Genomic DNA, 14,861 nt, shown 5'->3' with positions numbered 1-14,861 from the left:
TAATTATTTAGTTAAAATATAAACTTATTATAACTCATAATAAGTAGTTAGACTAATTAATTTTATAAAGTATAAATTAAAATTTATAGGGGAGATGGTGAGTATAAGATTTTATGTGTCTCAACTGGTGGAAACAGAAAAAATTATACCAGTACTGAAAAAATATGATGTAGGATTGGAAGTTGTACAATTTGCTCATCCATACTATTTAGATAATAGGGATGAAATGGTTAAGACTTATAAAAGAGAACTTTCAGATTTATATGGAGCTGTAGATTTAATTATACATGGACCTTATGCAGATTTGTGTCCAGGAGCTCGTGATCATGAAATAAAAAGAGTCACAGCTTTAAGAATGAATCAAGCCTATGAGGTGGCACAGAACTTAAAAGCAAAAAAAATCCTTTATCATAATGGTTATACGCCGAGAACTTATACATATATAGAGTGGAAGCGAAATGTTTACGAATATTGGATGGAGTTTACAAAAGATAAAGATGATATATCTATTGTAGTAGAAAATGTACTTGATGAAGATTACGAACTTATAGAGGATTTAATGAGTAAAGTTAATAAAGATAATTTCTCTATTTGTATAGATATAGGACATATAAATGCTTATTCAAAAATAGATGTATTTGAGTGGATTAAAAACTTATCTTACAAAATAAATCATATTCATTTACATAATAATTATGGTGATAAAGACAGCCATATGGCAATATACAAAGGAAATATGAATATTATAAAAATACTAAATACTTTAAAAAATATAAATGAAAATATAACAGTATCTTTAGAAATTACGGATTTAGAAGAATTAAAAGAGTCATTAGATATTTTAGTAAAAGAAGGTTTTATAAAATTAAGATAAGAAGTTTTAGATTTGTAATAATATAGTATACTGAATGAGAGTATGCACTGTTTCTCATAATATAAAAAGGATGGAAACTTAAATCCATCCTTTTTATTTATTAACTAAAAGATTTTTGCCATTTAGTAACATAGTCATCAAGTATTTTTTTCAATGCAATACCTATTGTACTATAAGCTTCATCATAAAGGTTTGCTAAAGATATTCTTATAGACCATTCTGGTCCAGCAAAACCTCCACCTCCAAGTAAAACAATTGAAGATTGTTCAGCTAAGTCGAATAATATATCGACTGGCTTATAATTTTCACTTAGATAATTAGCAAATTCATCACCATGATTTTTTCTCGCCCATTCTAATAAATCAAATTGAGTATAATAGCAAGCATCGTTAGGATTATCTATCATTTCAATTTCTAGGCTATCAAATAATAATTTCTTGCGTTTGTGACATATATCTATAGTCTTATTTTTATAATTGTCTTCCTTATCTATAAGCGTAAATGCAGAGAAGAATGCCATTTGAACCTGTTGTGGAGTAGAAAGGCCGGCAGTATGATTTAAGGCTACTTGTCTACTATCAGCAACTATTCTATCTATAAAAGATACATCTTCTGGAATAGGATTCATGTCAGCATATCTTCTGTTGGTTCTCTTTCTTATAGAATATGGCAATTCTTTTATTAATTTATCAAATACATTTTCTTCATGTAAAGCTATTGTCCCAAGTCTCCATCCTGTAACACCAAAATATTTAGAATAAGAGTAAGTTCCAATTGTGTTATAAGGTAGTTTTGCCATTAGAGATTCGAATCCATGTATAAACGTCCCATAAACATCATCTGATATTATCATTAGATTAGGATTATGATTATTTACTATATCTACTAATTTTGATACACATCCTTCAGATATAGCAACAGATGGCGGATTACTTGGATTAACAACAAATAGTGCTTTTATATCTGGGTTTGCTAATTTTTTTAACTCTTCATCACTACATTGCCAAGTATGTTCTCCTTTTTCATCTACTGAATTAGAATTTATATATTCAACTTCAAATTCATATCTTGGAAGATGAGGTATTTCTAAGTATGGAGTAAATACAGGTGTCATTATAGCTATTTTATCACCTTTTAAAAGAAGATTATTTGCTATTAATGAATCAAAAATATAGCACATGGCAGCTGTTGCACCTTCAACAGCGAACACATTAAAGTCCCCACCTTTTTGGGTATCATATCTCATTTCTCTTTTTAAATATTCTTTTACTATTTTCTCTATATGTATAAGCATTCTATCGGGGAATGGATAGTTGTCCCCAATAATTGCATCAGTTAATTCATGTAAAAAATCATCTGGAATAAATTTTAATTCATTTATTCCATAGTCAATTATATTTTTTAAAGTATTTATACCTGGCATAGTAGAATTATTTTCTACATAAGCACAAAAACGCTCATATATCCCTGTTTTTTTAGGTAATCCAGTTAAATCCCCATCATCCCAAGAAAATCTACTTTCTGTTATGGCAAAATGTCCAAAAGTAAAGAATGCTTCTCTTGGTGTAGCAGCAAGCCAGTTTGGATTTCCACGACCAGCATCTAATAAAGTACGTGTACTTTTTTGATTTGATGTAGTGGCTAATTCTATAAGTTTGTTTTTGAATTCAAACGGACTTATTTTACCATATATATTCTCAAGTTCTTGTCGATTTAAATTTATATTCTCCATAAAAGATTCCTCCCTATTTATTGTCTTCTAGAATATTAAATATAGTATATTTATATTTTTACCTTATTCTATTAAATTAATTTATGTTTTGGCTTTGAAAGATAAGGTATTTTGTTTAAAGTTATTATAACATATAAGGTAAAACTAGTAAAACACTTTAAGTAAAAAAGAAAAAAATAAATTATGATTAAGAATTTAATTCATCTATAGTTTGTCCTATTATTTTTATACCTTTTTCAATATCTTCATTAGAAAGTCTTGAAAAGCCTAATCTAAGTGTATTTTCACCTTTATCATCTACATAAAATAAATCACCTGGCATAAAAATAACATCTTTTTTATAACATTCTTCTAATAATTTACGAGAATTTATATTTTTTAAAATTAAAAACAAGTGAAGACCACCATCTCCAAGTACATGTTCAGCTTTTATATATTTTTTTACGCATTTGAGAGCAAAGTTAAATTTATCTCCATAGTACTTTCTAGTTTTTTTTATATATTTTTCAAAGGCACTATTTTGAAGATAATCATATAAAATACCTTGATCTAAGAAAGATACATGAATAGTAGTAGCTCTTTTAACACTTTCAAGTGAATTAATAAGACTTTTGTCAGCAAGTAACCAACCTATTCTAAGACCAGGGAAAAGTATTTTTGAAAAACTTCCTATATATATAACACCATTACTTTTGTTATCTAGGGAGCAAATAGGGAAGATATGAGAAGAAGAGTATAAAAGTTCTTCATTAAATCCATCTTCAATTATAGGTATATTGTATTTTTTCATTAGATTATAAAATTTATATCTGTTTTCTGGAGACATAACCATTCCTGTTGGATTATGATAAGAAGGAGTAATATAAGAAAATTTAATCTTATCTTTATATTTTTCTAATTTTTCAGACAAATCTTCGAAATCTAATCCATTTTCGTTTATAGAAACAGGTATAAGATTTAAACCATGAGATTTCATCACTTTAATAGATGTATTATGAGTTGGATTTTCACATAATATATAATCACCTTTAGTTGTAAGAGTAGAAATTATTAAGTTTAATCCTTCTGTAAATCCATTAACCATAAGTATATCTTTATTGGAAGTATCTACTCCTTTTTTATTCATATAATTATGTAGGTAATCAATTAAAGGTTTGTATCCTTGGGCATATCCATAATTTAAAAGCTTATGACCTTCTAAGTTAAACCTGTTTAAAAATGATTTTTTTAATTCTTCCATATCAAATAGTTCACCATCAGGAGCTATACTTTTAAAGGAAATTTGACCAGACTTCCATTTTATCTCATTTTTTATGATATCCATTTCATTTGTTGTTTTTATATAGTCATTTTCAAAGTTTCTCCAGTTAACTTTCCAATTACTATTGTTTATATTATTATTACATTTTACAAAAGTACCTTTTCCAGAAACAGAGTATACGATACCATCTAGTTTTAGTTCTTCATAGGCAGCTAAGATTGAGTTTCTACTAACATTAAGAAGCAGACTAAGCTCCCTTGTTGAAGGGAGCTTACTGTTATGAGGTAGAAGTCCTTTAGAAATCATATCCTCTAAGTATCTCTTTATTTGAATGTAAATTGGTTCTTTATCATTAATTGTTAAATCGGAAAATAACAAATTATCACCTCTAAAGTTTTATTTATATAAAGTAATTATATAAAATAAACTTACTTTAGTCTAGATATCCTATTTTAAAGAAGTTTCCATTATTTTATCTACTAATTCACTATAAGATAATCCTTTAGCATTTGCACTTCTTGGTATTAAGCTTGTTACTGTCATCCCTGGCAGAGTATTTAATTCAAGAACATAGAATTTACCACCTGATAATATAAAGTCTATTCTTACATAAGCTCTACAGTAGAATATATCCCAAACTGCTTTAGAAGCTTTATTTATTTGTTCTTGTAACTCTTCTTCTAAATAAACTATTTCTTCTTTAGCAGCATTTGAACCAGTTGAATATTTTGCTTCATAGTCGAAGAATCCTGTAGTTGATGATATTTTTATAGTAGGATAAACTTCACCATCTAACATGAAAGACGTGTACTCATCTCCTGGTAGATATTGTTCTATCATAACAATTTCATCAACTTCTAATCCAGCTTTAACAGCAGCTTCAACATCTTCTTTACGTTCTACTTTGAAAGTAGCAACAGAAGAACCGCCACTATTTGGCTTTATAAAAACAGGATAACCCATTTCTTCTATTTTATCGTAATCAATATCTTCTACTGATTTGGCTATAGTCCAATCTGCTGTTGGAACACCAGAATCTCTAAGCATTTTTTTAGTAATATTTTTATCCATGCACATTGCACTAGTTAAAGGTCCACATCCTGAATAAGGAATTCCCATTGATTCTAATATAGCTTGAACAGTACCATCTTCACCATACTTACCATGAAGTACTAAGAATGCAAATTCAATTCCTTCTGGCATTTTATTTATAACATCCATTTTATTATCTAAAACGACTTTATGAACTTCATATTTATCTCTATCAAGGGCATTAAAAACAGCTTCTCCTGAATTTAATGAAACTTCTCTTTCAGAAGATATTCCACCCATTAAAACGGCTACTTTTTTCTTCATAATTAACAACTCCTATTTTTTTATTATGTTTTCTAAAAAAATGAATTTTATTCTAAATAACTATTTTGCTTATTTTAGAAAAATTTTATTTTTTATAGTAATAATTATATGTTTAAGTAAAAAAAACTGAAAGTACCACAGTAAGCTTAATTTTTAAAGTATGTGGTTTGAAAAAATATAATAAAGGAAAAGTATTGAAATAAAAACTTAATCACAATTAATATGATATGATAATGATAGTTTATTTTAAAGTGATGAAATAATTAAGAATAAATTAAAATGTGCTTTGAGGTATATTTAAAAGATGATTCTGAAACTATATTTGATTAATAATTATGGGAGGATTTTATGATAATAAGTACATTATTAGAAAATACTACAATCTCAAGGGATTATAAAACCAAACACGGTCTGAGTTTACATATTCAAACCAATGAGCATAAGATTTTATTTGATTTAGGACCAGATGATACTTTTATAGATAATGCTAAAAATTTAAATATAGACATAGGAGAAGTAGATATAGTTGTTATATCTCATGGTCACAGAGATCATGGTGGAGGGTTAGAAAGTTTTTTAAAAGAAAACTCAAAAGCTAAGATATATATAAATAAGAATGCTTTTCAACCACATTATAGCAAATTATTAAATTTTATGAAGCATTATATAGGGTTAAATCAAGAACTAAAAAATAATGATAGAATTATTTTGACAGGAGATGATTATATAATAGATGATAATTTAAGATTATTTTCAGGTGTAAATGGAAATAAATTTATTCTAGATTCAAATAAATCTCTTTTAATGAAAGAAGGAGATGAGTATCTACAAGATGACTTTAAACATGAGCAAAATTTAATTATCAAAGAAAATAATAAACATATATTAATCTCTGGATGCTCTCATTGTGGAGTAGTAAATATAATAGAAAGAGGAGAAAAATTAATAAGAGGAAAGTTTAATACCCAAATTGGTGGACTTCATCTATATAATCCTATATCTAAAAAAGAAGAAAGTTTAGAATTTATAAAAGCTTTAGGGAAAAATTTAAATGATAGAAATATAAACTATTATACATGCCACTGTACAGGGATAAAAGCATTTAATGATTTAAGAGAAATACTTGGAATAAAAATGAATTATCTATCTACAGGTAAAATAATTGAGATTTAAATTTTAATTATTAAGTTAAGATAACTAGTAATTATTAAATTTTTATGAAAAATATTAATACTTTGATTGTATACTTGAAATTTAGGTAACTTTGATATAAATTTTAAATATATAAAAAGGTATAATTTTACAAATAAAATACTACCAGATTTGTGCTATGAAGTATAAAATTAAAGAAAATATTTTAGAGAAGGTGATAAAATGAGGGCTGAAATTATAACAGTAGGAACTGAAATACTATTAGGGGATATTTTGAATACAAACACTCATTACTTAGCAAATGAACTTGCTTCAATAGGTGTAGATGTATATTATCAAATGACAGTAGGAGATAATGAAAAACGATTATTAGAATGTTTACAAGAAAGCTTAAACAGAAGTGATATAGTTATTTGTACTGGTGGACTAGGGCCAACAGAAGATGATATAACAAAAGAAGTTTGTGCAAAGTTTTTTGGTTATGATTTAAAATTTGATGAAAAATGTTGGAATGATATTTTAAAGTTATTTTATAGAAAAGATAAAGTGCCAACAGAAAATAATAAAAAGCAAGCTTATTTTCCTAAAGAAGGAATAATATTACCTAATGATTATGGAACAGCTCCAGGATGTATTATGGAAAAGGATAATAAGATGATTGTTGTACTTCCTGGTCCACCTAGAGAAATGAAACCTATGTATGATAATTATGTTAGACCATATTTACTTAAAAAAACTGATTACATAATAGAATCTAGAGTACTTCGAATTATTGGTGTGGGAGAGTCTTCTATTGAAGAAGAAATAATTGACTTAATTCAAAAGCAAAGCAATCCAACTATTGCAACATATGCAAAAGATTATGAATGTACAATCAGATTAACTGCTAAGGCAAAATCTAAAGAAGAGGCTGAAAAGTTAATTGAGCCTGTAGAGGCTGAAATTAAATGTAGATTTAAAGAAAATTTATATGCTATAGGTGAAACTACAATAGAAGATGAAGTTTCGAAAATATTAGTAAATAATGATTTGACTATATCAGTAGCAGAATCATGTACAGGAGGTATGGTATCTTCAAGTCTAATAAATTATCCAGGTATATCATCTGTATTTATGGAGGGTTGCGTAACTTATGCTAATGAAGCAAAAATTAAAACTTTAGGTGTAAGTGAAAATACTTTAAATACAGTAGGGGCAGTAAGTGAAGAATGCGCCAAAGAGATGGCAGAGGGTGTAGCCAGAAGACATAATACTAATATAGGTTTATCTACTACGGGAATAGCAGGTCCTGGTGGAGGTAGTGAAGAAAAGCCAGTAGGACTTGTATATTTTGGTATATATATAAATGGAAAAACTATAGTCAAAAAATATATATTCTCTGGAAATAGATATACGATAAGATATAGAGCATGCAAATCTATTATAAATGACTTAAGATTAGAGTTATTAAAAAATAATATTAAATAAATTGGAGATAAAAAATGATTAAGCATATTTTTTGTGATTTGGATGGAACATTGTATAATAATGGAATAAGTGATGAAGATATGAAAGCAATAAACGAAATTGAAAAAGAAGGTGTAAAATTTCATATTGCTACAGGTCGTGTATTTAAGCATGCTTATAAAATGGTAAATGATAAATTTAATTTAAATGGATATTATATTTGTGAAAATGGTTCATTTATTTATGATAGAAATAAAAATCTTATTTTTAAAGAACCATTAGATGATTTACTAGTAAAAAAACTTTTAAATAGATTTTCTTCTGATAAAGCTTATATTTATCTAAAATATAATGGAAATGTAATATTAAGTGGAGGAGAAGATATTTTTGAACACTATGATAAAGACTATATTCTAGATGGCGAATTTATAAAAAGAGATTCTTTTGATAACTTAGTAGGAAATGTAGGAATAATATCAGATGATATGGATGAATTAAAAAGAATAGAGTATTATTACAAATCTGAATTTGGTCATATTTGTGATATCTATTTATCTGGACCTTATACACTAAATATTTTACCTAATCATGTTTCTAAAATACATGGTATAGAAAAAATTTGTGAAATATACAATGTATCTTTAGATGAAATTGCTACTATGGGTGACTCTCCTAACGATATCTGTATGTTAAAAAATATAAAATATAGTTTTGCAATGGAAAAAGGTAGTCAAATTGTAAAAAATGAAGCGGAATATACTGTAAAAAGTGTGGCTGAAGGAATTGAATATATAAAAAAAATAAATAGGGCAGAATAATTTAGCCCTATTTATTAAATACAATTTTTTAATAGATGTAATTTAGCTGTATTACTTAATATTGAATCCAAAACATGATTTATAATAATATTACAAACTAAAAATGAATATATTAAATCATTCTCATAACTAATTTCATTAGATTTATACTTTGAATATATGTTATGAAAAAATTCTTCAATATCATTATGAATTTTATGGTTTGTGTTATATTTTGAAAAATTCATAGTTTTAGCAAATGAGTTAAGTTCTTTTTCATAAATAACATGTTTATTCATACTATGACTAAATTCCCAACGTTCACTGTGAGGTGTACAGAAAAAGTCACATAAAAAATGACATATTACACCAAGTTCTTGACTTAATTTGCTTATTGAAAAATATTTTTTTAGTGAATCTAATGTAAGCTGACATAAATATTTTATTTTTTTTAAAATCATATCTAAAGACTCTTCTAAATAATGTTTTTGTACAACATATTTAGAAGATATATCTGGTTTTATATTACCATAAATAAAATTTTTTTCGCTTATAAAAAAGGATTTATGAGATTCCAGATTTTCTAATATTGATTTTGAAATAATATAGTGTGTATTTATTAACATGAATTCACCTCTTAAAAATTAAGTATAGATAAATTTATACAGATGAAATTTAATCTAGAGTTTATCTTTAAATAATAACCACCATTTAAATGATAACAATATTAAAAGTATATTTCAATATGATAAAGATACCAAATTTATATGAAAAATTAGAATAAAACAATAAATTAAAATAATAAGGAGGCATAAAAATGAAAAAAGTATTAGTACTATTAGCAGATGGGTTTGAAGAAATAGAAGCACTTAGTGTAGTAGATGTTTTAAGAAGAGGTAATATAGTATGTGAGCTTTGTTCAATAGAAGGAGAGTATGTAAAGGGAACACATAATATAACTATTAAATCTGATTCTAATATAAGTGAAATAAATAAAGATGAATATGATGTTGTAGTATTGCCAGGAGGTCTTCCAGGAGCAGATAATTTAAAATCAGATATGGTAAAAGAATTAGTTTTAGATTTTAATGATAAAGAAAAGATTATAGCTGCTATTTGTGCGGCACCAGAAACTTTAGAATATTTTGGCATACTTGATGATAAGAAATGTACATCTTATCCAGGTTTTGTTAAGGATAAATCTAAAGTTAATTATATAGAAGATCAACTAGTAGTAGTTGATAAAAATATAATAACTAGCAGAGGTCCTGCTACTGCATTGGTATTTGCTCTAGAAATATTAAAAGTTTTAGGATATAAAAAAGAAGCAAGTGATATTAAAAAAGAGATGATGATTGACTTCTACGATAGTATGCAAATATGATATTATTTATTATATTAGGAAATATAGGAGAAATAAATATTCAATATTTCAGAATATTTAGATTTAAAATATATTAAAAGTTTAGAAAATAATGTAAAATTCAAAAAAATTGATAATATTCAGTAAAATTTTTGGAAATTTATGGATAAGAATGAGATTTTTCTATATAATTATAATTGAACATGAAATTTAATGTTTATAGGGGGTCTTAATATGAAAAATAAACAAAAGGACGTTTTAGTAGTAGGATTTGCATTATTTGCTATGCTTTTTGGAGCAGGAAATCTAATATTTCCACCATATCTGGGAGTACTATCAGGTACTAGCTGGACTGTAGGATTTGTTGGATTTATAATCGCGGATGTTGGTTTGGCACTATTAGCTATATTAGCGTCAGCAAAATGTGAAGGTGACATAAATAGAGTAATAGTAAGAGGTGGGAAAAGGTTATCTTTGATTTTGGCAACAGCTATTATGATTTGTCTAGGTCCACTTTTAGCAATACCGCGAACTGGAGCAACTACATTTGAAATGGGAGTACAACCTATTTTTAATGGTTTTAATCCAATTGTATTTTCAATATTATTCTTTGGATTAACATTAGTACTTACTATAAAACCGTCTAAAGTAGTCGATATTATAGGTCAATATTTAACACCTGCATTATTGATTGCATTGGTATTTTTAATAGTAAAAGGTGTTGTATCTCCACTAGGGGATTTAAGTCAAGTAGCAAAGATAGATAGTGTATTTGCAGAAGGTATTTCTCAAGGATATCAAACTATGGATCATTTAGGTGCTTTGGCTTTATCTGCTGTAGCAATATTATCTTTGAGTCAAAAAGGATATACTGAACAATCTCAAAAGATGAAGTTAATATTACAATCAGGAATGGTTGCTGCTGTAGCATTGTTTGTTATATATGGTGGACTTACATTCTTAGGTTTTACTGTTGCAGGACAGTTTAGTGGAGTAGATATAAGAGATATAAATCAAACAGCATTAACAGTTAGCATTACAGAACAATTATTAGGTCAACCTGGAAAAGTAATATTAGCAATAATAGTAGGATTAGCATGTTTAACAACAGCTATAGGGCTTACATCTGCTACTGCACAATATTTTGCGAAAATTTCTAATGGTCGTATAAAATATGAAACAGTAGTAATTATGGTATGTGTATTTAGTGCTGTTGTATCAAACTTTGGTGTTAGTACAATTATTTCTTTCTCAGCACCAATATTATCTATAATATATCCTTCAACTATAGTTTTAGTAGTACTTACTTTATTTGGTGATAAGATAAATAATGACAATATATTCAAAGGTGCAACATATATGGCTTTAATAGTAAGCGTACTTACAGTTGCTGATAGTATGGGCATAAAAATGGATTTTATTCATTATTTACCATTTGATAGTATAGGATTTAACTGGATTATACCAGCTATAGTGGGAGGATTCATAGGTAAATTTATAACATTTAATAAATCTCAAGATTACGATAAAAATTTAGAAGATATATTATAAATTAAAATATATATTAATTAAACATAATATATTGTACTAAATTATACAAAATATGAACATATATGACACATATGCATATTATTTATATTAGAAAATTCTTTAAGAGAGTTTCCTAATAAATTGTAAAGAGGGTATGCGAAATGAGCTGTCAAAGTAATAAGTGTAGAAGAAATAATAATTATGGATATGATGACTACAATGAATATAATAACTATGATGAGTATAGTGGGTATAATGGTTGTAGCTATGAAGATGATCCAAGACATGTGCATGAATATTCAAGTAGTGTTAAGTTAGCAGAAGAATGCGATGAGAGACATAATCATCGAGCTGCAGGTGTTACAGGTGAACCTATTTTTGTAAATGGTAATCACTATCATAACATTAAGCATGATAATGTAGATTCTTTCGATCATCATCATGAAATAAATACTAGAACCAGCCTAGCAATTCCAGTGCCTGGTACTGATAAACATATTCATTTAGTTTGTGGAGCAACGACTGTTGAAGATGAACATTGTCATGAATTTCTTTTCACTACTCAAATTGAGTCACCTTTAATATAAGTAAGTTTGTAATAAAGTTTTATTAAATCATATTTTTAGAAAAATAACAATTTTATATGATTGATAAAGATGGATATTGATAATTATAGAGTAATTTAATATATTGTAAAGAAATCGTATCATATTTAATGATACGATTTCTTTATTTGCTAGTAAATGATATTAAGCTTTGCTTCACAAAGCAAAATTAGAATACTTTTATAATGGTAGAAATTATATTATTTATTATAAAAGTATATAATCTATGAAATTAATAAATATCAACGAACGAAAAATTATAAAAAAGTGAATTTTGAACAAGATTGTTGACTAAAGTGGTAAGGTTGAAGTTTTTTTACGAAATAAGTGAAGAGAATTTCTATATAAAATATAAATTTTACAAAAGTTATATCGATATATGGATATTTAATATAATTGTTATATTTATGTTAAAAAAATATAATATAAGCTAAAATTATTGCTAACTAGACTTTTTATGTAATAATATTATTAAATAGAAGTTAAGGTTAGACTTAAAATATTTTCAACTTTGGATACAGGAAATAAAATAAAGTCACTTCTTTATAAAAAATATTGGAGGAATATATATTATGGAAGATGAAGCAGGACTTAGATTGGAAAAGCGCAAAAATTTTTTAATAAACTTTTCTTATTGGAGTGTAATTATTATATGTACATTTTTATTAATAAAGTTTATAGGACCTATACTCACACCATTTATAATTGCATTTTTAATATCTGTAATTTTAAATTATCCAGTTAAATTTATTTCAGATAAAGTTCATATAAGAAAAAGTTTTGTATCTATTATATGTGTTATAATTTTTTATGCATTAAGTGGATTAGTATTAATATTAGTAGGGACGAGAATAGTTTTATTCATAAAAGATATATTTATAGGATTACCTTATTTATTTACATCTATTTTTCAGCCTATGATTCAGGATATATTTGATACTTTAGAGAAGTTTACATTATCACTAGACCCAGGATTAATTTCTGCTTTAGAAGATAGTTCTGATACTATAATGAAAACCTTAGGAGATTTTGTAAGTAGAATATCTACCAGTGTAGTTGAATGGATATCTGGTGTAGCAACTTCAATACCAGGTATATTTTTAAATACATTGATAGCAGTAATAATGACATTTTTTATTACTATAAGCTTTGAGGATATAATTACATTTATAGATAGACAAATACCTAAAAGTATAAAAAATACTATAGATGAAAGTAAAAAATATATATCTAATACATTATTAAAGTGTATATTATCCTATGTATTAATTTTATCAATGACATTTACAGAAATATGGATTGGCTTATCCATTCTTAGAATAGATAATGCTATGCTTATAGCGCTTATAATTGCAATATTTGATATTTTACCTATATTGGGAACTGGAGGTATAATGGTTCCATGGGCAGTAATATCTTTTATATATGGCAATTATACTATAGGAATTGGAATTGCCATTTTGTATATTATAGTTACAATAATAAGAAATATAGTAGAACCTAAACTAGTAGGACATCAAGTAGGATTACATCCAGTAGTAACTCTTGCCAGTATGCTTATTGGATTAAATTTCTTCGGAATAGTAGGGCTTTTTGGTTTTCCAATTACATTATCATTACTAAAAAATTTAAATGACAAAGGGGTTATTCGTATATTTAAATAGTAAAAATTTATATTCTTAAATAACAAAAAGTCCTGACAGATCATCAGGACTTTTTATATGGAACTATTTATTATATTTTATACCTTGATAAGAATCTCTTGCTTTAAGTGTATCGTCTATTTGATTTAATACTTCCCATTTCTTTAAGCTCCACAGTGGACCCACTAAGTCTTCTTTTTTACCATCGCCAGTAAGTCTATGAATTATCATTTCTGGTGGAAGTATTTCCAATTGATCACAAACTAAATTAACATAGTCGTCTTGTGTCATTAGCTCCATCATATTTTTTTCTAACATTTTTGCCATAGGTGTATTTTTTATAACATGAAGTAAATGAATTTTTATTCCGTGAACATCTAAATCAGCAACAGCCTTAGCTGTTTCCATCATCATATTATAGTCTTCACCAGGAAGTCCATTTATAATGTGAACTACAGTTTTTATATTTTTAGATTTTAGCTTTTCAACACCTTCTAAGAAAGTTTTATAATTGTGGCCTCTGTTTATAATCTTAGCAGTTTTATCATGAATTGTTTGAAGTCCTAATTCAACCCATAAATTAGTTCTTTCGTTTAATTCAGCTAAATACTCTAATACATCATCCTCAAGACAATCAGGTCTTGTAGATATAGAAAGACCTACTACATCTTCTTGAGCTAAAATAGTTTCATATTTTTCTTTTAAAATTTCTAGTGGTGCATAAGTATTAGTATATGCTTGGAAATAACCTATATACTTAGCGCTATGCCATTTTTTATGCATCATTTCTTTTATATTAGTAAATTGTTTTATTAAATCATCTTTAGGATTACCGGCAAAATCTCCAGAACCTTCTTTACTACAGTAAGTACATCCTCCGTAAGCAACTTTACCATCTATATTTGGGCAAGTAAAACCTGCATTTATAGATACCTTAAATATTTTTTGCCCAAAATTATTTCTAAGATAATAATTCCATGTATGATATCTTTTATTATCATCAAAAGCATATTTAAACTTTGTCATTTAATCACCTTTTTCTTATGATTTCTACTTAGATATATTAACATAAATTTATTTTATATACAAATTTGTATTACTT

The 14,861-nt window shown here is 26.5% G+C and carries 13 protein-coding genes; 8 read left to right on the top strand and 5 right to left on the bottom strand.

What is annotated here, in order from left to right; translation table 11 throughout:
- Positions 1 to 97: 97 nt before the first annotated feature.
- Positions 98 to 874: a TIM barrel protein gene (locus tag J7G74_RS05300; RefSeq protein ID WP_330616412.1), complete on the top strand. Its 777-nt coding sequence runs from the start codon at positions 98 to 100 to the stop codon at positions 872 to 874.
- A 100-nt stretch (positions 875 to 974) separates the two neighbouring features.
- On the opposite strand, the gene aspD is transcribed toward J7G74_RS05300, so the two are convergent.
- The 3 genes from aspD to J7G74_RS05285 all read right to left on the bottom strand — a co-directional run bounded on the left by aspD (position 975) and on the right by J7G74_RS05285 (position 5,223).
- Positions 975 to 2,606 (bottom strand): aspartate 4-decarboxylase, encoded by a 1,632-nt coding sequence (aspD, locus tag J7G74_RS05295; RefSeq protein ID WP_297132775.1) that lies wholly within the window; start codon positions 2,604 to 2,606, stop codon positions 975 to 977.
- A 187-nt stretch (positions 2,607 to 2,793) separates the two neighbouring features.
- Complete coding sequence (gene pdxR / locus J7G74_RS05290; protein ID WP_297132772.1) at positions 2,794 to 4,245, bottom strand: MocR-like pyridoxine biosynthesis transcription factor PdxR; 1,452 nt, start codon at positions 4,243 to 4,245, stop codon at positions 2,794 to 2,796.
- A gap of 69 nt (positions 4,246 to 4,314) precedes the next feature.
- Entirely contained in the window at positions 4,315 to 5,223 is a 909-nt protein-coding gene (locus J7G74_RS05285) for a D-alanine--D-alanine ligase (RefSeq protein ID WP_297132769.1), read from the bottom strand.
- A 348-nt stretch (positions 5,224 to 5,571) separates the two neighbouring features.
- On the opposite strand from J7G74_RS05285, the gene J7G74_RS05280 reads away from it, so the two are divergent.
- The 3 genes from J7G74_RS05280 (at position 5,572) to J7G74_RS05270 (ending at position 8,639) form a co-directional block, all read left to right on the top strand.
- The gene (locus J7G74_RS05280) at positions 5,572 to 6,396 is read left to right on the top strand and encodes an MBL fold metallo-hydrolase (RefSeq protein ID WP_297132767.1); all 825 of its coding nucleotides are present in this window, start codon (positions 5,572 to 5,574) and stop codon (positions 6,394 to 6,396) included.
- Positions 6,397 to 6,597: 201 nt separating this feature from the next.
- A complete protein-coding gene (locus tag J7G74_RS05275) occupies positions 6,598 to 7,842 on the top strand; it encodes a competence/damage-inducible protein A (RefSeq protein ID WP_297132765.1) in 1,245 nt (414 codons plus the stop codon).
- Between the two features lie 14 nt (positions 7,843 to 7,856).
- Positions 7,857 to 8,639 carry a Cof-type HAD-IIB family hydrolase gene (locus J7G74_RS05270; protein WP_297132762.1) on the top strand — a complete coding sequence of 261 codons (783 nt, stop codon included), beginning with the start codon at positions 7,857 to 7,859 and terminating at the stop codon, positions 8,637 to 8,639.
- A gap of 14 nt (positions 8,640 to 8,653) precedes the next feature.
- Here the strand turns inward: J7G74_RS05270 and J7G74_RS05265 are convergent, their stop codons facing one another.
- Positions 8,654 to 9,244, bottom strand: coding sequence for a zinc dependent phospholipase C family protein (locus J7G74_RS05265; protein WP_297132758.1), 591 nt, complete (start codon positions 9,242 to 9,244; stop codon positions 8,654 to 8,656).
- A gap of 191 nt (positions 9,245 to 9,435) precedes the next feature.
- On the opposite strand from J7G74_RS05265, the gene J7G74_RS05260 reads away from it, so the two are divergent.
- The 4 genes from J7G74_RS05260 to ytvI all read left to right on the top strand — a co-directional run bounded on the left by J7G74_RS05260 (position 9,436) and on the right by ytvI (position 13,780).
- On the top strand, positions 9,436 to 10,002 hold the full coding sequence (locus J7G74_RS05260) for a DJ-1 family glyoxalase III (RefSeq protein WP_297132756.1): 567 nt from the start codon (positions 9,436 to 9,438) through the stop codon (positions 10,000 to 10,002).
- 213 nt (positions 10,003 to 10,215) lie between these two features.
- Positions 10,216 to 11,532: a branched-chain amino acid transport system II carrier protein gene (gene brnQ / locus J7G74_RS05255; RefSeq protein ID WP_297132753.1), complete on the top strand. Its 1,317-nt coding sequence runs from the start codon at positions 10,216 to 10,218 to the stop codon at positions 11,530 to 11,532.
- A gap of 140 nt (positions 11,533 to 11,672) precedes the next feature.
- Entirely contained in the window at positions 11,673 to 12,098 is a 426-nt protein-coding gene (locus J7G74_RS05250) for a YmaF family protein (RefSeq protein ID WP_297132750.1), read from the top strand.
- Between the two features lie 590 nt (positions 12,099 to 12,688).
- The gene (gene ytvI / locus J7G74_RS05245) at positions 12,689 to 13,780 is read left to right on the top strand and encodes a sporulation integral membrane protein YtvI (protein ID WP_297132747.1); all 1,092 of its coding nucleotides are present in this window, start codon (positions 12,689 to 12,691) and stop codon (positions 13,778 to 13,780) included.
- A 63-nt stretch (positions 13,781 to 13,843) separates the two neighbouring features.
- Here the strand turns inward: ytvI and J7G74_RS05240 are convergent, their stop codons facing one another.
- Positions 13,844 to 14,785, bottom strand: a complete 942-nt coding sequence (locus J7G74_RS05240; protein WP_297132745.1) for a TIGR01212 family radical SAM protein — start codon at positions 14,783 to 14,785, stop codon at positions 13,844 to 13,846.
- Between the last annotated feature and the right edge of the window lie 76 nt (positions 14,786 to 14,861).

Source organism: Terrisporobacter sp. (assembly GCF_017888745.1).
In the GTDB taxonomy this organism is placed as follows: domain Bacteria; phylum Bacillota; class Clostridia; order Peptostreptococcales; family Peptostreptococcaceae; genus Terrisporobacter.
The sequence above is the reverse complement of the archived record's forward strand: the minus strand, read 5'-3'. Positions and strand labels throughout refer to the sequence as shown.

Excerpts from the sequence above, each read along its gene's own strand:
- J7G74_RS05280 (WP_297132767.1), top strand. The coding sequence starts at position 5,572 with ATGATAATAAGTACATTATTAGAAAATACTACAATCTCAAGGGATTAT.
- J7G74_RS05250 (WP_297132750.1), top strand. The coding sequence starts at position 11,673 with ATGAGCTGTCAAAGTAATAAGTGTAGAAGAAATAATAATTATGGATAT.
- J7G74_RS05285 (WP_297132769.1), bottom strand. The coding sequence starts at position 5,223 with ATGAAGAAAAAAGTAGCCGTTTTAATGGGTGGAATATCTTCTGAAAGA.
- J7G74_RS05260 (WP_297132756.1), top strand. The coding sequence starts at position 9,436 with ATGAAAAAAGTATTAGTACTATTAGCAGATGGGTTTGAAGAAATAGAA.
- ytvI (WP_297132747.1), top strand. The coding sequence starts at position 12,689 with ATGGAAGATGAAGCAGGACTTAGATTGGAAAAGCGCAAAAATTTTTTA.
- aspD (WP_297132775.1), bottom strand. The coding sequence starts at position 2,606 with ATGGAGAATATAAATTTAAATCGACAAGAACTTGAGAATATATATGGT.
- J7G74_RS05275 (WP_297132765.1), top strand. The coding sequence starts at position 6,598 with ATGAGGGCTGAAATTATAACAGTAGGAACTGAAATACTATTAGGGGAT.
- brnQ (WP_297132753.1), top strand. The coding sequence starts at position 10,216 with ATGAAAAATAAACAAAAGGACGTTTTAGTAGTAGGATTTGCATTATTT.
- J7G74_RS05265 (WP_297132758.1), bottom strand. The coding sequence starts at position 9,244 with ATGTTAATAAATACACACTATATTATTTCAAAATCAATATTAGAAAAT.
- J7G74_RS05240 (WP_297132745.1), bottom strand. The coding sequence starts at position 14,785 with ATGACAAAGTTTAAATATGCTTTTGATGATAATAAAAGATATCATACA.
- J7G74_RS05270 (WP_297132762.1), top strand. The coding sequence starts at position 7,857 with ATGATTAAGCATATTTTTTGTGATTTGGATGGAACATTGTATAATAAT.